17 protein-coding genes, 3 pseudogenes and 1 riboswitch are annotated in these 17,869 nt (G+C 70.0%); of the genes and pseudogenes, 12 read left to right on the top strand and 8 right to left on the bottom strand.

The window, feature by feature from the left end; translation table 11 throughout:
- Positions 1-371: 371 nt before the first annotated feature.
- On the bottom strand, positions 372-1,541 hold the full coding sequence (gene nicT / locus ACZ3ZD_RS10370; RefSeq protein ID WP_467395353.1) for a Nickel transporter NicT: 1,170 nt from the start codon (positions 1,539-1,541) through the stop codon (positions 372-374).
- A gap of 259 nt (positions 1,542-1,800) precedes the next feature.
- Between nicT and tsaD the strand changes: the two genes are divergently transcribed.
- From tsaD to ACZ3ZD_RS10345, 5 genes and pseudogenes are all read left to right on the top strand, one after another.
- Entirely contained in the window at positions 1,801-2,850 is a 1,050-nt protein-coding gene (gene tsaD / locus ACZ3ZD_RS10365; protein ID WP_467395352.1) for a tRNA (adenosine(37)-N6)-threonylcarbamoyltransferase complex transferase subunit TsaD, read from the top strand.
- Positions 2,850-3,416, top strand: a complete 567-nt coding sequence (locus ACZ3ZD_RS10360) for a GNAT family N-acetyltransferase (protein ID WP_467395791.1) — start codon at positions 2,850-2,852, stop codon at positions 3,414-3,416. The genes tsaD and ACZ3ZD_RS10360 overlap by 1 nt, the downstream gene beginning before the upstream one ends.
- Positions 3,417-3,432: 16 nt before the next feature.
- Positions 3,433-3,674 (top strand): annotated as a pseudogene (locus ACZ3ZD_RS10355) (alanine--tRNA ligase-related protein); the annotation flags it as partial.
- A gap of 19 nt (positions 3,675-3,693) precedes the next feature.
- Entirely contained in the window at positions 3,694-4,290 is a 597-nt protein-coding gene (locus ACZ3ZD_RS10350; RefSeq protein WP_467395351.1) for an antibiotic biosynthesis monooxygenase family protein, read from the top strand.
- Between the two features lie 933 nt (positions 4,291-5,223).
- Positions 5,224-5,379 carry a DUF6131 family protein gene (locus ACZ3ZD_RS10345; RefSeq protein WP_387956046.1) on the top strand — a complete coding sequence of 52 codons (156 nt, stop codon included), beginning with the start codon at positions 5,224-5,226 and terminating at the stop codon, positions 5,377-5,379.
- On the opposite strand, the gene ACZ3ZD_RS10340 is transcribed toward ACZ3ZD_RS10345, so the two are convergent.
- Positions 5,370-5,888 (bottom strand): M48 family metalloprotease, encoded by a 519-nt coding sequence (locus ACZ3ZD_RS10340; RefSeq protein WP_467395350.1) that lies wholly within the window; start codon positions 5,886-5,888, stop codon positions 5,370-5,372. The two genes, ACZ3ZD_RS10345 and ACZ3ZD_RS10340, sit on opposite strands and share 10 nt — an antisense overlap.
- On the bottom strand, positions 5,864-6,046 hold the full coding sequence (locus ACZ3ZD_RS10335; protein WP_467395789.1) for a M48 family metalloprotease: 183 nt from the start codon (positions 6,044-6,046) through the stop codon (positions 5,864-5,866). The genes ACZ3ZD_RS10340 and ACZ3ZD_RS10335 overlap by 25 nt, the downstream gene beginning before the upstream one ends.
- A 256-nt stretch (positions 6,047-6,302) precedes the next feature.
- Here ACZ3ZD_RS10335 and ACZ3ZD_RS10330 point away from each other — a divergent pair, with 256 nt between their 5' ends.
- Positions 6,303-6,755: a hypothetical protein gene (locus ACZ3ZD_RS10330; protein ID WP_467395349.1), complete on the top strand. Its 453-nt coding sequence runs from the start codon at positions 6,303-6,305 to the stop codon at positions 6,753-6,755.
- 107 nt (positions 6,756-6,862) lie between these two features.
- Here the strand turns inward: ACZ3ZD_RS10330 and ACZ3ZD_RS10325 are convergent, their stop codons facing one another.
- A complete protein-coding gene (locus ACZ3ZD_RS10325; protein ID WP_467395348.1) occupies positions 6,863-7,720 on the bottom strand; it encodes a sensor histidine kinase in 858 nt (285 codons plus the stop codon).
- A 203-nt stretch (positions 7,721-7,923) separates the two neighbouring features.
- Positions 7,924-8,079: a hypothetical protein gene (locus tag ACZ3ZD_RS10320; RefSeq protein ID WP_467395347.1), complete on the bottom strand. Its 156-nt coding sequence runs from the start codon at positions 8,077-8,079 to the stop codon at positions 7,924-7,926.
- A gap of 71 nt (positions 8,080-8,150) precedes the next feature.
- Here ACZ3ZD_RS10320 and ACZ3ZD_RS10315 point away from each other — a divergent pair.
- Positions 8,151-8,294 (top strand): annotated as a pseudogene (locus ACZ3ZD_RS10315) (DNA-binding response regulator); the annotation flags it as partial.
- Positions 8,295-8,375: 81 nt separating this feature from the next.
- On the opposite strand, the gene ACZ3ZD_RS10310 reads toward ACZ3ZD_RS10315, so the two are convergent.
- Positions 8,376-9,797 (bottom strand): short-chain fatty acyl-CoA regulator family protein, encoded by a 1,422-nt coding sequence (locus tag ACZ3ZD_RS10310; RefSeq protein WP_467395346.1) that lies wholly within the window; start codon positions 9,795-9,797, stop codon positions 8,376-8,378.
- A gap of 371 nt (positions 9,798-10,168) precedes the next feature.
- On the opposite strand from ACZ3ZD_RS10310, the gene aceA reads away from it, so the two are divergent.
- The 5 genes and pseudogenes from aceA to ACZ3ZD_RS10285 form a co-directional block, all read left to right on the top strand.
- Complete coding sequence (gene aceA, locus ACZ3ZD_RS10305; protein ID WP_467395345.1) at positions 10,169-11,452, top strand: isocitrate lyase; 1,284 nt, start codon at positions 10,169-10,171, stop codon at positions 11,450-11,452.
- Positions 11,453-11,567: 115 nt separating this feature from the next.
- On the top strand, positions 11,568-13,160 hold the full coding sequence (aceB, locus tag ACZ3ZD_RS10300; RefSeq protein WP_467395344.1) for a malate synthase A: 1,593 nt from the start codon (positions 11,568-11,570) through the stop codon (positions 13,158-13,160).
- A complete protein-coding gene (locus ACZ3ZD_RS10295; RefSeq protein ID WP_467395343.1) occupies positions 13,157-14,026 on the top strand; it encodes a 3-hydroxybutyryl-CoA dehydrogenase in 870 nt (289 codons plus the stop codon). The genes aceB and ACZ3ZD_RS10295 overlap by 4 nt, the downstream gene beginning before the upstream one ends.
- Positions 14,027-14,218: 192 nt before the next feature.
- A riboswitch (cobalamin riboswitch) is annotated at positions 14,219-14,437 on the top strand.
- A gap of 167 nt (positions 14,438-14,604) precedes the next feature.
- Complete coding sequence (gene metE, locus ACZ3ZD_RS10290; RefSeq protein WP_467395342.1) at positions 14,605-16,923, top strand: 5-methyltetrahydropteroyltriglutamate--homocysteine S-methyltransferase; 2,319 nt, start codon at positions 14,605-14,607, stop codon at positions 16,921-16,923.
- A gap of 52 nt (positions 16,924-16,975) precedes the next feature.
- Positions 16,976-17,136, top strand: a pseudogene (locus ACZ3ZD_RS10285) (histidine phosphatase family protein); the annotation flags it as partial.
- Positions 17,137-17,161: 25 nt separating this feature from the next.
- Here ACZ3ZD_RS10285 and ACZ3ZD_RS10280 read toward each other — a convergent pair.
- On the bottom strand, positions 17,162-17,497 hold the full coding sequence (locus tag ACZ3ZD_RS10280; RefSeq protein ID WP_467395341.1) for a hypothetical protein: 336 nt from the start codon (positions 17,495-17,497) through the stop codon (positions 17,162-17,164).
- A gap of 147 nt (positions 17,498-17,644) precedes the next feature.
- A partial coding sequence (locus ACZ3ZD_RS10275) for a CbtA family protein (protein WP_467395340.1) occupies positions 17,645-17,869 on the bottom strand: 225 nt, incomplete at its 5' end.

Here is a 17,869-nt window from a genome sequence, read left to right as displayed (position 1 = left end):
CAGTGACGACCAGCTGCTCGTTCCTCGCTCAGGACATACACGGCAACCAGAGCGTGAACGGCCTTGCGATCGCAGGAAGAGTGGCTCCGCGGAGAACTTGCCTAAGGTTCGCGCCCGGTTGAGGAGATGGATCTCCCCCATTCAGTGGCCGAGGCGCACCGCTGGCGGTGGGCCTCGTCAGGGTGTCGTCGGCGAACGTGATGTGCGACTCGACCTGCATTCTGTCGATCCTCGCGCCCGGCCGGGGCCCCATCGGTCTCCGTCGCGAGCAGGGCGACCACGGCATGTCGGGCGACGCCGATGACGATCGTCCGGCTCCACCGAACGGAGAGCGACGCCGGTCGGTGCGAGCCGACGCCGCCAGAGGTCCCCTACTCGGCGGCCTGCTGCGCCGGCACCGCGCCGGCCATGCCCGCCTCCCACTTCTCCTCGATGCGGCCGAACTTCCACACCGCGAAGGCGAAGACCCAAGTGGCGAAGAACAGGCCGACGATGACGTAGCCGACGATGTTCAGGTCGAGGCCGGAGATCCAGTCCCAGAACGCGCCGTGAAGGTCGGCCTGGTCCGCCACCAGGCCCAACAGTTCGACCGTGCCGATGATGAGCGCCACCGCTACTGACAGGCCGGTCATGGTGAGGTTGTAGTAGACCTTGCGGACCGGCTTGGAGAACGCCCACTCGTAGGCGAAGTTCATGAACGAGCCGTCGATCGTGTCGAGCAGCGACATGCCGGCCGCGAAAAGAATCGGCAGGCACAGGATGGCGTACCAGGGCAGCCCGGCAGCGGCGCTCGAGCCGGCGAGGACGAGCAGCGCCACTTCGGTCGCGGTGTCGAAGCCGAGACCGAAGAGGAGGCCCACCGGGTACATCTGCCACGGCCTGGTGATCGTCTTCATCGTTCGCCCGAGCAGGCGGTTCATAAACCCGCGATTGTTGAGCTGCTCCTCCAAGGCGGCCTCGTCGAACTGGCCGGCACGCATCTGCCGGAAGACCTTCCAGATACCCACCATGATCATCAGGTTGATGATCGCGATGAGGTAGAGGAAGGTCCCGGAGACGGTCGTGCCGATCCAGCCGGTGATGTCGTGCAGCTCGGAGTTGTCGTTCTCGACGGGACCGGCCAGCGCCTTTACGCCGAGAGAGAGCAGGAACGCGAGGCCGAAGACGACCGTGGAGTGGCCGAGGGAGAACCAGAAGCCGACCGACAGCGGGCGCTTGCCCTCGCCCATCAGCTTGCGGGTGGTGTTGTCGATCGCCGCGATGTGGTCGGCGTCGAAGGCGTGCCGCATGCCAAGGGTGTACGCGGTCACGCCTATGCCTATGCCGAAGGTCTGCTTGCCCAGGCTGTAGTGCTCGGGCGCGACCAGCGCCACCAGCGTGAACCAGCCGATGACATGCAGCGCCAGGATGAAGGCCGCCATCCCGCCGACGCTCGCCCACTCCTTGCGGGTCATCGCGGTACGGATGCGGTGCCACGAGATGCCGCGAACCGCGGCCGGAGCGGTCGGCCGGGCGGAAGCGGGATCAGGTGTGGTGGTCATGGGGAGTGACCCTTACTTCTCGGTGAGCGGCTGTTTTCAGCCGCGCCTTTCAGCTTTCTGCGTATCAGTTGCAGCTACAAGCCTGTCGCAGTAAAGCCCCCGCCACTTCTCGGTCAAAGAATCGGAAAACCCCCTGCTCAGCGGCATCCTCGAACACCTCATCGCACCGCTCACCCTCCAAGGCCAGGTCGGATTCACGTCACGGGCCCACTTATTGCAGAATGTTCGCAATAACTTTAGGTTCGCAGGAAGGTGCATCATGGGCTCTCCGATCGTTCTCGGTATCGAGTCGTCCTGCGACGAGACCGGTGCGGGCCTCGTCCGGGACGGACGCCTGCTCGGCCATGCGGTGGCGTCGAGCATGGACGAACATGCCCGTTACGGCGGCGTGGTGCCCGAGATCGCCTCCCGCGCCCATCTGCAGGCCCTGCGCCCGGTGGTTAGGCGAGCACTGGACCAGGCGGGGCTGCGCCTGTGCGACATCGGTGCGGTCGCCGTCACCACCGGACCGGGCCTGTCTGGCGCGCTCCAGGTCGGCCTCGCAGGGGCGAAGGGGATCGCCTACGCGCTGGGTGTCCCGCTCTACGGCGTGCACCACCTTGCCGGCCACGTCGCTGCCGACACCCTGGAGCACGGCCCGCTGCCCGACCCGTGCATGGTGCTGATCGTCTCCGGCGGCCACACCTCGCTGCTCCTCGTGCGCGACCTGGCCAGCGATCCGATCGCCCACCTCGGCGACACCCTCGACGACGCCGCCGGCGAGTGCTTCGACAAGGTCGCACGGGCCTTCGGCCTGCCGTATCCCGGCGGTCCGGCCATCGACCGCGCTGCCCGCGAGGGCGATCCACGCGCCGTCGGCTTCCCTCGCCCGCTTCCGGGTTCGTACGACTTCTCCTTCTCCGGGTTGAAGACGGCGGCGGCCCGCTGGGCCGAATCCCACGCCGGACGCGAACTGGCCGTCCACGACGGGGCCGCGTCGCTGCAGGAGGCGGTCGCCGACGTCCTGACCCGGAAGGCAGTCGCCGCCTGTGTGGAGCACGGGGTGGGCACGCTGGTCGTCGTCGGCGGGGTCGCCGCGAACTCGCGGGTGCGGTCATTGGCTGAGGAGCGCTGCCGGGCGGCTGGCATCGCACTGCGGGTACCGCCGCTGAGGCTGTGCACGGACAACGGCGCGATGATCGCCGCCGTCGGTGACCTCCTCGTGCGGGCCGGGGCCGAGCCGGCGCCCTTGGACGTGTCGATCGATCCGTCGGCACCGTTGGAGTACGGGGCCCTGCATCCGGTGGCGGCCGGAGCGGTGGCTGCGTGATGGACATCCGTGTCGTCACGTCCGACGCTCTCCTGCCGCACAGCGCGGACCTGCGCTCCGTCTATGCTGACGCGTTCTGCGCACCGCCCTGGAACGAGGACGAGGAGAGGGCGGACGCCTTCGTCGCACGGCTCGCTGCGGACGTACGGCCTCCGGGGTTCACCGCCGCACTCGCCTTCGACGGACAGAATGCCGTGGGTTTCGCTACCGCTTGGGATACGCCCGTACCCTTCCCGGTCGACCGTTGCTATCCGCAGGCGGCCGCCGGTCTGGGGACGAGTCGTACCGAGGAGTGGTTGTGCGGGGCTCGCGAGGTCGACGAGCTCGCGGTCCGTGTCACCGCTCGCGGAAACGGGATCGCGGCCGGCCTCCTGAAGGCGGTGACCGAGGAGGCCCCGGACGGCCGCGCCTGGCTGCTCACCTCCCTCCGGTCGGCCCGGGCCATGGCCTTCTACCGCCGCGAGGGCTGGACCCAGGCCACTCACCCCTCCCCTGGCGGCCACGGAGTCGCGGTCTTCCTTGGGCCCCGCCATCCCGCGCGAACCCTGGCCGCCCAGCCCCTGTAGCCACCCGGGGCCCACCGTGCGCACCTCCGAGATCCGCCGCCGTTTCCTCGACTTCTTCGCCGAGCTCGGCCCCACCGTCGTCCCCAGCGCCCCGTTGCCCACACCGGACCCGACGCTGCTTTTCGTCAACGCGGGCATTGTCCCTTCAAGCCGTACCTGACGGGCGAGGCGACGGCGCCGTGGCCAAGGGCTACGAGCGTGCAGAAGTGCGTACGCACGCTGGACATCGAGGAGGTTGGCCGCACCACCCGGCTCGGAGTCCTCGGTCGGTGCGGGCATGCGCCGCTTGGAGGCCGCCGTCGGTGTCGAAGGCGTCGGGCTGCAGGCCGCGCGGCTGGTCAAGCGGTTCCTGAACGGCAAGAGCGGTGGATCGGCACTACTGGCACAGAGCGGCGGCCTGTCCGCTGACCGTCTACGGAACGTCCTGGAAGGCGTACCGGCAACTCTCGCCGAACGCCGAGGTCTTGCCACTCGCCTCCGTTCGAGCGAATGCCCGGCCGAACGCGACAACCCCACCACAGGTAAGGGGAGAAATAACCACATGACTGTTACCGTTCAGGTCGACACGACCCGCCCCGTGGCCACCCTCATCAACGTGTTCGCGGTGTCCCCGGACCGTCAGGACGAGCTGATCGAGCTGCTCGCCCGTGCGACCGAGGAGACCATGAGGCACCAGCCCGGCTTCGTATGCGCCAACTTCCACGCCTCACTCGACGGCGAACGAGTGATCAACTACGCCCAGTGGGAGACCGAGGAGCACTACAAGGCGATGCTTGAGAACCCTGAGGCCCGTGTGCACATGGACCAGGCAGCCAAGATCGCGACTGACGTGCAACCACGGCTCTTCTCGGTCGAGTCGGTCCATCCGCGATAGCGCTCCATGCGGAGTGCTGTGGAAGAACTCGGTGATGTGCGTGCTCGAGCCATGCGGGAAGTACGCAAACTCGACGTCAACGCCGCGTCTGGCTTGCAGGCGATGCCTGTCGCCCCACGAATCCGTAGTGAAGGGTGCGATCGCAAATCCGCGCCCCTGGAGGCATCGCCGGAACACGACCTGCAAGAGGAGCCGATGGGTCACGCCCTGCGAGCCCAGGCGAACTCACGGCGAAGCCGCACAGGAGCACTCCTGTGCGGCTTCGAGTCTCACGGCTCCGCGCAGAAGTCCCGCCAGAACGAACCCCGGCGGAACCTCGCCGTATCACCCGCGTATCACGCAGCCATCACCAACTGGGCGGACCCTCCCGGACCAGGAGGCCCTGACCTGCGATTTCACGCCCACGCCGGACTGGCGTAGACGCCCCTGGACGGTCTCTACAACCTGTGCCATGTGGTACCCAGTGAGGGACCCAGGATCAGGACCGGAGCGTCTTCTGGCCCGTCGAAGCGGTATTGCAGGGTGTTCGGTGGTGTCTCACTCACGCCCCAGACCCTCTCACGTCTCACGAAATCTCACACAGCCAGGTGAACCCGGCGGCTCGTGCCCTCGCGGCGCGGCTCGCGGCGGCCGAGGTGGCGGGTCAGAGCTCGCCAGTTCTTCAGGTGAGCGATGCCTTGCTCGACACGGATGCGCCGTGAGGAAGCCTTCCGCTCAGGAATGATTCATAGCAAACAGGAAATATGGGGAAATAGGAATTCAGTAGGAGGTCGGTCCGATGCCTACCGGCGCGAGTTCGTGGACCGCCCTGAAGACGCCGTACGACGCGGATCGGCTGGTGACCTCACTGATGCACGACCGCGGCTACCCCACCGAAGGCTACGAACAGCTCATCAGCGGCCAGCACACCGGCCGGAGAGAAAGAAGAGCGCCATGATCGCACTTGGCGTCATCCTGCTCATCGTCGGATTCGTCCTGCACATCGGCATTCTGTGGACGATCGGCATCATCCTGCTCGTCATCGGAGCCATCCTGTTCCTCCTCGGCTCCGTCGGCCACGCCGTCGGCGGCCGCCGCCACTACTGGTAGCCCACCGGCCACGTTGGCGACGGGGTAGCGCGAGACTCACGCCGGTCACGGTCGGTGCTCCCTTCTCCCTGACGCTCGTGACCACCGCAGCAGGAGTCGGGCGTGTCTTGATGCTGCGACGGCGCACCGGCGGTGCCCGCGTGCAGCGCGCACTGTGCCCAGTGCGCGCTGTCCACCATGTGGTCGCTGTCGGACGCGGCGCCGGCAAGGCTGGCGCAGCACGCGGCCAGCAGCATGCCACCCGCCACGAAGGGCAGGTTCCGGCGCGCGGGAGGCGGAGCCAGCAGGGCCCGCACCCGCTGGGGAACCGCACCGCCGGTCACGGCCATAGCGAGGGGACGCGGCGCCCCGGCCGAGGCCAGAGCCGCACGGCCGACGGCGTGGGCGACGATCTTGCGGTCACCGACACTCTCGGCGGCCTCTTCGTCGGCCCAGCGTTCCAGGACGAAGCCGCCGGCGACTGCCAACGGCCGCAGCAACGGGTTCAAAGCCGCCGAGAGCCGCCACACACTCTGGAAAGGTGGTGCCGGCCGCGCAGATGTGCCCGTTCGTGCGCGAGCAGGGCCTCGCGTTCACCGTCACCGAGGCAGCGCAGCATTCCCCGGGATACCACGATGCGTCCCGGCGTGCCGGGCAGCGCGAAGGCCAGGGGGGCGTCGTCGTCCACCACCACCAGGTCCGTGTCTCACCCTCGGTAGCAGGTTACGCCAATCCAGTGACAAGCGGTAAAAATGGAGATGATCACGGGCGGTGGGTAATTGCGTCGCCGACCTGGGGCTTCGTCGAAAGCGACAGACGTTTCCGCGACTCCCGACCTTGCTTCGACATGCCGCTCCGCCGCGCTCGGGCCAGCCTGGATTCGCGAGCCGCCCGAACGGCCGACTCGCCCCAGGGGGGAACTCCGACGAATCAGGAGACCCACGATGACCACCACCCGAAGCCGCCACGCCCGTGCGCTCGCCGCCGGTGCTCTGTCCGCCGCCCTGCTGTCCACCGGTACGGCCGGAGCCGTCGCCGCGACCGGGACGCCGGCCCCCAAGCCCTCCACGACCCGCACCGGCATGCCGAGCATGAAGCCGTCGCGGACGACGACCGCGATGGGCTCGATCACCGTCTCGGCCGACCGCAAGGCCGTCAAGGTGGGCAACGCCGTGGTGTTCTCCGGCCGGGTCAGGGGCATCAAGTCCGGTTCGACGCTGGTGCTCCAGCACATGCACAACGGCAAGTGGACCACGCTGAAGACCACGGTGGCCGTCAACAAGAACGGCACCTACACGATCAAGCGGACGTTCACCAAAAAGGGCACCGAGCAGGTGCGGGTGGCGACCAAGTCGGGCACGTTCCACTCCTCGCCGGTCACCGTGAAGATCAGCTGACGGTGAGCTGACGCGGGTCTGCGGCCGGTCGCAGCGTCTTCGTACCGGCAGGGGCTGGGCAAGGTTGATCTTGTCCAGCCCCGCTGCCGTGTCAGCCGAATCGGTCTTCACGCCGTCCCCTCGCCGCGCACCGGCACGAGCAGCGTGAAGGCGGTCGGTGTGCTGCCGGTCAGCGAGAGCCGACCGCCCAGGGACACCGCGAGATCTCGGGCGAGGCCGAGGCCGATGCCCGTCCCCTGCCCCCCACTGGTGTGGCCACGATCGAAGAGCTGTGCCGCCGGGCCGTGTACCTCGCCCTCGTCGGTGACATCGAAGGCGAGGGCGTCGTCGAGGTCGCGTACGACCAGGCGGACCGAGCCCCTTCCATGGACGCGGGCGTTGTCCAGCAGGATGTCGAGGATCTCCGCGACGGGCCCGCCGGGGACGGGGATGTCGCCCAGGACATCCCTCGCGTGGCACTCCAGGCGCCGGCCGGCCTGGGCGAACGGGCCGTGCCAACGTTCCTCCGTCGCCCTCAGCACCCGGCCCAGCGGCCGGTCGGCCGCAGGTGCCCGGGGCAGACCACGGGACGAGGACAGGCGAAGCACCTCCTGCACCGTGCGGTGCAGCCGTCGCGTGGTAGCGAGCGCCTCGGTGAGGACGGGCCGCAGCCGGGCGTCGTCGTCCTGTACCAGGCCCGACTCGAGCGTGAGCTGGAGGCCGGTCAGGGGTGTGCGCAACTGGTGGGAGGCGTTGGCGGCGAAGTCGCTTTCCCGGCGCAGGAGTTCGGACAGGCTGTGGAGCATCTCGTTGTGGGTGCGGGCGACCTGGTCGATCTCGGTGATGCTACTGGGTGCCGCCCGGGCGTTCAGGTCCCCTTCGGTGACGGCCCGGCAGTGGCGGGAAGGGTCCTCCAGCGGCGTGGCCAGTGCTCGTGCCTGTCGGCGGGCGACGAGCACGCCGACGGCCAGCGCGACCGCGGCCACATGGCAGCACACGCACGGACGTACGCGATGGTGGGTCTGGGGCTCGTCGCGGCGGTGACAGCCGGCTGTTCCGGATCCGGCCCGACGGCTTCCAAGGCCCCTCCGCCCTCGAGCTCGTCCTCGTCGTCCTCGGCCCCCGGCGCGCAGAACAACGCGGCGCCCACCGAGTCCAACCCGCCCGGTGACATCCCCGACAACCAGGTCTACGTCGCCTTCGGCGGATCCGGCTTCACCGTGAAGGTGCCCGAGGGCTGGGCCCGTACCCAGCAGGGCGGCGCCACCGCGTTCACGGACAAGCTGAACACCGTACGGATGCAGGTGGCCAGGGAGGCCACCGCACCCACGGTCGGCTCGGTCACGCACACCGTCCTGCCCCGGCTGCGTTCACAGGTACCGAAGTTCGCCTCGCCCAAGGTGTCCGAGGTGACGCTGGTTCGGTTCCACCAAAACCCTCGACGTCACCATGGCCGCCCTGCGCCGCCGCCTCACCGACGCAGCCGAGCCACTTCCCGTCCCCGCCCGCCTGCCCCGCATCACCACACTGAGAGGACATGGCTACCGCCTGGAGCTCTGACCGGCCGGGCAGGGACGACCGACCTCGGTGCCCTGACCTGTTACTACGCGCCCGCCCTTGACTGACGGGGACGCCCAGTCCTCAGTTCCCTGCCGGCACATTGGTGGCGTCGGACACGGGGTACGGCACGAAGGTGCTCGTGTTCTGGTCGATCAGCAGCTGATGACCAAGGGGTGGGGCGGCACGTTGGGGGCAGTCGAGGCGTTCGCAGACGCGGCAGCCCATGCCGATCGGGGTGGCGGCGGAGGTGCTGGTGAGGTCGAGGCCGTCGGAGTAGACGAGGCGGTGGGCGTGGCGGATCTCGCAGCCGAGGCCGATGGCGAACGTCTTGCCGGGTTCGCCCCAGCCGCCGCGGTGCCGGGTGACGGCTCGCGCGGTCCACAAGTAGCGCTGCCCGTCGGGCATTTCGGCGATCTGGACGTGGATGCGGCCGGGGGCGGCGAACGCCTCGTAGATGTTCCACAGCGGGCAGGTGCCGCCGGCCCGGGAGAAGTGGAAGCCGGTGGCCGACTGCCGCTTGGACATGTTGCCGGCGCGGTCGACGCGGACGAAGGAGAAGGGCACACCTCGCAGGCGGGGGCGCTGGAGGGTGCTCAGGCGGTGGCAGACGGTCTCGTAGCCGAGGCCGTAGCGGTCGGTGAGGCGCTCGATGTCGTAGCGCACCTCCTCGGCGGCCGCGTGGAAGGCTCCGTACGGCAGGATCAGGGCCGCCGCGAAGTAGTTGGCGATGCCGATGCGGGCCAGCGCGTGGGCGGGCGAGCCGGCCTGGAAGTCTTCGGCGGCCTGCCGGTCCAGTTCCTCGCCGTACTCGAGCAGGGCGAGCTGCGTAGCCATCCGGAAGGCTCGCTGACCGGGGCGCAGGCGGCTGGACATACAGAGGGTGCGGGTGGCTTCGTCGTAGCGGTGGAGGTGGTCGCCGGCATCGGCCGAGAGGTGGATGCCGTGCCTCTTGGTGAGGCGGTTCGTCAGGGCCTGTACGACCTCGCCGGGCCGGATGCCGACCTCGTCGGCAAGCCGCTCGGCCGCGAGGTCGGTGTCGTGGAGGTAGTTCCGGCGGCGGTAGAAGAAGTCGCGGATCTCCTCGTGGGGTGAGCGGGGTGTCTCCCCTGTCGGGTCGCGGCCGTCAGTCGTGCCGGTCAGGCGCTCGGCCAGCAGTTGGTTGCGGCGGCCCAGGTCGAGGAGGACCTGCGCGACCGCAGGCAGCCGCGAGGCCAGTTCGGCGAGGTCGGAAGAGGAGATGCGGGCGTTCGCGATGTCGCGCGTCAGCGCCTCGCGCAGGTCGGCGACCAGACGGGTCGTGTCGCGTTCCGAGAAGAAGCCCGGGTCGACGCCGAACGTCTCCGTCAGCCTGAGCAGAACGGGCACGGTGAGCGGACGGGAATCGTGCTCCATCTGGTTGAGGTAGCTCGGCGAGATGCCCAGCACGCGGGCGAGTTCCGCCTGGCTCATGCGGCGCTCTTCGCGCAGCCGCCGCAGGCGCGCTCCCGCGTAGGTCTTGCCCACCGTGATCCTCCCTGTCCGCCGCCTCGGGAGTGTAGGCCAAACGGCGGCACCGACAGCCTTCGCAAGATTGGCAAAAGACGTCGAGAAGATTCGCAGAGGTTGGCAGACGTCCACGGTTGATGGCACTCAGTGCCAGTGTCAGAGTTCCAGTGCGGCCCGCCGGACCTTGGCAGGCATCGCCTGATCCGGGACTCAACTCAGTGCCCTGACATTGGGTTTCCGGTAGTGGCGGTGGTCTGCGACAGCATTGCTCGCTTTCGCTCCTTCGAGGAGACGGCGGGCCGCACCTCAGGGCGACGACACACCGTGCCGTCCGTGAATCGAGCAGCGCAGGCTTGGCAACAGCCTGGATCGAAGGAGACGTGACAGTCATGGCAGAGGCGAGGACACAGGCGGCCGAGGAACTCACGCGGCGCTGGGCCACCGACCCGCGCTGGCAGGGCATCGAGCGCACGTACAGCGCCGACGACGTCGTCCGGCTCTCCGGCAGCGTCCGCGAGGAGCACACCCTGGCCCGGCGCGGTGCCGAGCGGCTGTGGCGCCAGCTGCACGAGCGGGACTACGTCCACGCGCTCGGCGCCCTGACCGGTGGCCAGGCCGTCCAGCAGGTCAAGGCCGGTCTGCAGGCCATCTACCTGTCCGGCTGGCAGGTCGCCGCCGACGCCAACCTGGCCGGCCACACCTACCCCGACCAGAGCCTCTATCCCGCCAACTCCGTTCCCCAGGTGGTCCGCCGGATCAACAACGCGCTCCTGCGCGCCGACCAGATCGCCACCGCGGAGGACGCCGGGGACACGACGGACTGGCTGGCCCCGATCGTCGCCGACGCCGAGGCCGGTTTCGGTGGTCCGCTGAACGCCTTCGAGCTGACCAAGGCGATGATCGCGGCGGGCGCGGCGGGTATCCACTACGAGGACCAGCTGGCCTCGGAGAAGAAGTGCGGCCACCTCGGCGGCAAGGTCCTGGTGCCGACCTCGCAGCACATCCGCACCCTGAACGCGGCCCGCCTCGCCGCGGACATCGCCGACGTGCCCACGGTCGTCATCGCCCGCACCGACGCCCTCGCCGCGAACCTGCTCACCACCGACGTCGACGAGCGCGACGCCGAGTTCGTCACCGGCGAGCGCACCGCCGAGGGCTTCTACCGGGTCCGCAACGGCATGGCACCCGTGATCGCCCGCGGCCTGGCGTACGCCCCCTACGCCGACCTGATCTGGGTCGAGACGGGCACGCCGGACCTGGCGCAGGCCCGCGAGTTCGCCGAGGCGATCCACGCGCGGTACCCGGACCAGATGCTGGCCTACAACTGCTCGCCCTCCTTCAACTGGAAGGCCGCCCTGGACGACGACCAGATCGCCAAGTTCCAGCGAGAGCTGGGCGCGATGGGCTACCGCTTCCAGTTCATCACGCTGGCCGGCTTCCACTCCCTGAACCACGGCATGTTCGACCTCGCCCGCGGCTACGCCGAGCACGGCATGACCGCCTACGTGGACCTCCAGGAGCGGGAGTTCGCCGCACAGGCCCACGGCTTCACCGCCGTCAAGCACCAGCGCGAGGTCGGCACCGGCTACTTCGACCTGGTGTCCACCGCCGTCAACCCCGCCTCCTCGACCACCGCGCTGGCCGGTTCCACGGAGGAGGAGCAGTTCCACTAGGCCGTCCCTTCGCGACCTGACCTGTCTGCCCGAGAGGAGCGGGGGTCGCACGACCGTCCTCGTCCGACCCCCGCTCCCCGAACCCGCCCACTCCGCCCCGCTCGCAGGAGAAGCGATGTCCACCAGTGCCCTGACCCGCCACGTCCGCGTTCTCGCGCCCGCGGGCGAGCGTCACGACGAGATCCTCACACCCGCCGCCCTGGACTTCCTGGGCCACCTGGCCGCCGCCTTCGGTACCCGCCGGAACGACCTGATGAGGGAACGCCGCCGGCAGGTCCTGCGCCTGGCCTCGGGCTCCCCGCTCGACTTCCCGATGGTCACCTCCGCCATCCGTGCCGACCCGTCCTGGCGGGCCGCACCACCCGCGCCCGGGCTGAGCGACCGGCGCGTCGAGATCACGGGCCCCCCGGACCGCCGGATGACGGTCAACGCCCTCAACTCCGGGGCCGCGGTCTGGATGGCCGACTTCGAGGACGCCACCGCGCCCACCTGGAACAACGTCATCAGCGGGCAGCTGAACCTGCTGGACGCCATCGAGCGCCGCATCGACTTCACCACCCCCGAGGGCAAGGAGTACCGGCTCGGCGAACAGCTCGCCACCATCGTCGTACGGCCGCGCGGCTGGCATCTCGACGAGGAGCACCTGGAGTACGACGGCCGCCCCGTGCCCGCCGCGCTCGTCGACTTCGGCCTGTACTTCTTCCACTGCGCCCAGCGGCAGATCGACGCCGGGCAGGGCCCGTACTTCTACCTGCCCAAACTGGAGAACCGCTACGAGGCCCGGCTCTGGAACGACATCTTCGTCACCGCCCAGGAACTGCTCGGCATCCCGCGCGGCACCGTCCGCGCCACCGTTCTCATCGAGACGATCACCGCAGCGTTCGAGATGGAGGAGATCCTCTACGAGCTGCGGGAGCACAGCGCCGGCCTCAACGCGGGGCGCTGGGACTACCTGTTCAGCGTGATCAAGACCTTCGGCCACCGCACCGACTTCCTCCTGCCCGACCGCGCCAAGGTCACGATGACCGCCCCCTTCATGCGCGCCTACACCGAACTCCTCGTCAGCACCTGCCACAAGCGCGGCGCCCACGCCATCGGCGGCATGGCAGCACAGGTGCCGGACAAGGACCCGGCCGCCCATGAGGCCGCACTCGCCAAGGTGCGGCTGGACAAGGAGCGCGAGGCGGAGGACGGCTTCGACGGCTCCTGGGTCGCCCACCCCGGCCTCGTCCCCGTCTGCCGCGAGGTCTTCGACGACGTCCTCGGCGAACGCCCCCACCAGCTCGACCGGACACGCGACGACGTGGAGGTGACGGCGGTCGACCTGCTGTCGGTGCGCCGCATCAGCGGCCCCCCGACCATGGAGGGCGTTCGCACCAATGTCGCCGTCGCCCTGCGCTACTTCGCCGCCTGGCTGCGCGGCCAGGGCGCCGTCGCCCTGTACGGGCTCATGGAGGACGCGGCGACCGCCGAGATCGCCCGCGTGCAGATCTGGCAGTGGCTGCGCCATCGGGTGGTCGACCGGGAGACGGTCCTCGGGCTGCTCGACGACGAGGCCGCCGCGCTCGGCGCCGCATACCCCTGGGCAGATGTCCAAGCGGCCCGCGCGCTGTTCGAACGAACCGCTCTGGCAGCCGAGGTGCCGCTCTTCTTCACCCCTGACGCCTACACCCGGCACCTCGTGCGCCGGACGGAGGCCAGGGCGTGAGCGGGGACATCGGGCGCATCGGCGTCGTGGGTGGCGGTCAGATGGGCGCCGGTATCGCCGAGGTCTGCGCACGAGCGGGGCTGGACACCGTGGTGTGCGAGGTCGACGCCGTCGCGGCCCGAGCCGCGCGGGACCGGGTGGCGGCCTCCCTCGACCGCGCCGTCCGGCGCGGCAAGCTGGAGGAGTCCGCCGCGCGGAACGCCCTCACCCGCCTCGTCTTCACCGGCGACCTCGAAGACCTGGCCGACCGGCAGCTCGTCGTGGAGGCCGTGGTGGAGAACCCGGACGCCAAGACCGAGGTGTTCGCCGCCCTCGACAAGATCATCGAGGACCCCGCCGCCGTCCTCGCCACCAACACCTCCTCCCTCCCGGTCATGCGACTCGGCATGGCCACGAGCCGCGCTGACCGGGTCGTAGGACTGCACTTCTTCAATCCCGTCCCCGTGCTGCCACTGGTGGAGGTCGTGACCTCGCTGCACACCTCGGCCGACACGACCGCCACGGTCGAGGATTTCGCGGCCCGCGTGCTCGGCAAGACCGTCATCCGTTCCCAGGACCGGGCCGGCTTCGTCGTCAACGCGCTGCTCATCCCCTACCTGCTGTCGGCGATCCGCATGGCGGAGTCAGGCTTCGCCACGGCCGCCGACATCGACACCGGCATGGAGCTGGGCTGCGCCCACCCGATGGGCCCGCTGAAGCTCGCGGACCTGATCGGACTGGACACCGTCGCCTCGATCGCCGAATCGCTCTACGACGAGTTCCGCGAGCCGCTCCACGCGCCTCCACCGCTGCTCCAGCGGATGGTGGAGGCCGGACTCCTCGGCCGGAAGACCGGCAGAGGGTTCCACACCTACGAACCGGTCTGAGGGCCCGGTACGGCGCGGGCCGAGGGACCCGCGCCGCCGCAGGGGATGAGGGTCCCCGGGCGGCGTGACAGGGGAAGGGCGGGAAGCGCGTGTGCGGCGGGCTTCCCGCCCTGTGCCCTGCCCGGCGCGCATCGGTCCGCCTCACCGTCCGGATGGTGGACGTCCTGCTCCCTTGTCCGACGGTGGCCCCGTAGGGTGGCGGGTGCAGCTGGTTCGCCCCGTCCGCCAGGCGGGATGCGTCGTAAGAGGGAACCCGGTGGGAATCCGGGACTGCCCCGCAGCGGTGAGCGGGAACGACCGCCGTCATACGCACTGGGCCCGGGAGGGCCTGGGAAGCGACGGCCAGTAGGAGTCCTCCTCGGTGAGGACGTGCCCGCGAGTCCGAAGACCTGCCAACTGCCCGCGCCCGGACCACTCGTGCGCGGACATCCCGGTGACCTCGAGGGCGGGTCGGCGACATACCGGACGGAGGACCGCGCCGTGCCGCGCGAGTTCGTACCCGTCCGGGTCCGTCACCCCTTCGCGCTCTCGTCCCGTCACCAGGGATCTCAGGGATTCATCTCGCGAAGGAGATCTCCGTGACCACCAAGCCCGCAGCCGCGGCAGCACGGTCCACCGTGCACGGCTACCCCCGCCAGGGACAGAGCCGGGAACTGAAGAAGGCGATCGAGGGCTACTGGAAGGGGCGCGTCACCGCCGACGCCCTCCGTGCCACCGCCTCGGAACTGCGCCGTACGAACTGGCGGCAGCTCGCCGAGGCCGGCATCGACGAGGTGCCCACCGGCGACTTCTCGTACTACGACCACGTCCTGGACACCACCGTCATGGTTGGCGCCGTCCCCGCACGCCACCGGGAGGCGGTCGCCGCCGACCCGCTCGACGGCTACTTCGCCATGGCCCGCGGCACCCAGGAGGTCGCACCGCTGGAGATGACCAAGTGGTTCGACACCAACTACCACTACCTCGTCCCCGAACTCGGCCCCGACACCGTGTTCGCCGCCGACACCACCAAGCAGGTCACCGAGCTGAAGGAAGCCCTGGCACTGGGCCTCACCGCCCGGCCCGTGCTGGTCGGCCCGGTCACCTACCTCCTCCTGGCCAAGCCCGCACCCGGCGTACCGGACGACTTCGAGCCGCTCACCCTGCTGGACCGGCTGCTGCCGGTGTACGCCGAAGTCCTCGCCGACCTGCGCGCCACGGGCGCCGAGTGGGTCCAGCTGGACGAACCCGCCCTCGTCCAGGACCGCACCCCGGCCGAACTCGACGCCGGCGGCCGCGCCTACCGCGACCTCGGCGCCCTCACCGACCGGCCCAAGCTGCTGGTCGCGTCCTACTTCGACCGGCTCGGCGAAGCCCTGCCGGTACTGGCCAAGGCACCGGTCGAGGGCCTGGCCCTGGACTTCACCGAGGCCGCCGCCGCCAACCTCGACGACCTCGCCGCCGCAGGCGGTCTGCCCGGCAAGCGGCTGGTGGCCGGCGTCGTCAACGGCCGCAACATCTGGGTCAACGACCTGGCCAAGTCCCTGTCCACCCTGGGCACCCTGCTCGGACTGGCCGACCGGGTCGACGTCTCCGCGTCCTGCTCCCTGCTGCACGTCCCGCTCGACGCCACCACGGAACGGGACATCGAGCCCCAGATCCTGCGCTGGCTCGCCTTCGCCCGGCAGAAGACGCGCGAGGTCGTCACCCTCGCCAAGGGCCTCGCCCAGGGCACCGGCACGATCACCGCCGAACTGGCCGCCAACCGCGCCGGCCTCGCCTCGCGAGCAGGCTCGCCCATCACCAACGGCCCCGCCGTACGCTCCCGCGCCGCCGCCGTCACCAACGCCGACGCCCGCCGCTCCCAGCCCTACGCCGAACGCACCGCGGCCCAGCGCGCCCACCTCCGCCTTCCCCTCCTGCCGACCACGACCATCGGCTCCTTCCCGCAGACCGGCGAACTGCGCACCGCACGGGCCGACCTGCGCGCCGGGCGCATCGACACCGCCGGCTACGAGGAGCGGATCAAGGCGGAGATCCAGGAGGTGATCGCCTTCCAGGAGAAGGCCGGACTGGACGTCCTCGTGCACGGCGAGGCCGAACGCAACGACATGGTCCAGTACTTCGCCGAACAGCTCACCGGCTACCTCGCCACCCAGCACGGCTGGGTCCAGTCCTACGGCACCCGCTACGTCCGCCCGCCGATCCTCGTCGGCGACATCTCCCGCCCCGAGCCGATGACCGTCCGCTGGACGACGTACGCCCAGTCGCTCACCGACCGCCCGGTCAAGGGCATGCTCACCGGCCCGGTCACCATGCTCGCCTGGTCCTTCGTCCGCGACGACCAGCCCCTCGCCGACACCGCACGCCAGGTCGCCCTGGCGCTGCGCGACGAGGTCGGCGACCTCGAAGCAGCCGGCACCTCGGTCATCCAGGTGGACGAACCGGCGCTACGCGAGACTCTCCCGCTGCGCGCCGCCGACCGTCCGGCCTACCTGGCCTGGGCGACCGAAGCCTTCCGGCTCACCACCAGCGGTGTGCGGCCCGACACCCAGATCCACACGCACATGTGCTACGCCGAGTTCGGTGACATCGTCCAGGCCATCGACGACCTCGACGCCGACGTCATCAGTCTGGAGGCCGCCCGCTCCCACATGCAGGTCGCCCGCGAACTCGCCGCCCACGGCTACCCGCGCGAGGCCGGACCCGGCGTCTACGACATCCACTCCCCGCGCGTTCCGAGCGCCGAGGAGGCCGCCGACCTGCTCCGCACCGGGCTGAAGGCGATCCCGGCCGAACGGCTCTGGGTCAACCCCGACTGCGGCCTGAAGACCCGCGGCTGGCCGGAGACCCGCGCCTCCCTGGAGAACCTGGTCTCCGCCGCCCGCACCGTCCGCGGCGAGTTGCCGGACGCGTGACCTGACCGGACACTTCGGTGGGCCGGGACGCCGTGAGCGTCCCGGCCCTGATGTCTTCGAGCCGGAGGTGGAGCGGACGGCGATCACTGCGGCGTGGGACATACCCGCCGCTGTCTTCTGGCGCCTCGATGTGCCTCCCCTTACGGTGACCGGCTCAGCGGCCGGGCCGGGCGCTGGAATCTGCGGCTCGGGCGCCCCTTGGCCGTGCCGGACGTCGGCCAGGGCTCGTCACCGACATTCAGGACGCCGGATCCCGGTGCCGGCGCAGCAACGCCGCCAGCTCGCAGCGGAGGCAGGAGCCAGTGGCATCTGACTGAGTGGAACTGCGGAGACAGGGCGTCGACGATCTGTGGGCCTGCCCGGTGCAGTCCTCCCCCTGTGAGGCGATCAGGGCCTCCAGGTCATGAAGCAGTTGTTCGGTGCGTTTGGCCTGCTGGGCGAGGACCCGTACCCGGGCGCTCTGGCCACCGATCTGCCGTCGGCTGGCGATGAGTTGGTCGTATTCCTCCCGGGTGAGGGCGACCGCCTCACGGCCGCCGAGGGTGATGTGGCGCGGCTGGGGGGTTCTGGCCACTCGGTTCCTCCGCTCATCGGCCGGGTGGTCCGCGTCGGGGCGGGCTGCACTGTCGAGCCGTACTCACTCTTGCGTCGGACTCGGTGTCCGGAGAACGCCAGAGGGCCCCCGGATGGTTCCGAAGGGCCCTCTGTTGTCCGGAAGGAATCAGTGCGCGGCCGGAACCGCGCGGCCGCTGGTGGCCGCTGCCGGCTTGGGGTTCAGCAGGCGTTCGGCCAGTTCACCGAAGAGCAGGCCGAACCCGCCCCACAGGACGGTCTGGATGGCCAGCGCGGAGAGCCGGAACCGCCACAGCAGGGTGGCCGGGAAGTCGTTCGGCACCTCGTTGACGACGGGCAGGAACGCGTAGGCCAGACCGATCACGACGGCGAA

The sequence above is a fragment of the Streptomyces sp. NPDC023481 genome, from assembly GCF_055560195.1.
Note: the sequence above shows the minus strand (reverse complement) of the source record. Positions and strands in the feature narration are given on the sequence as shown.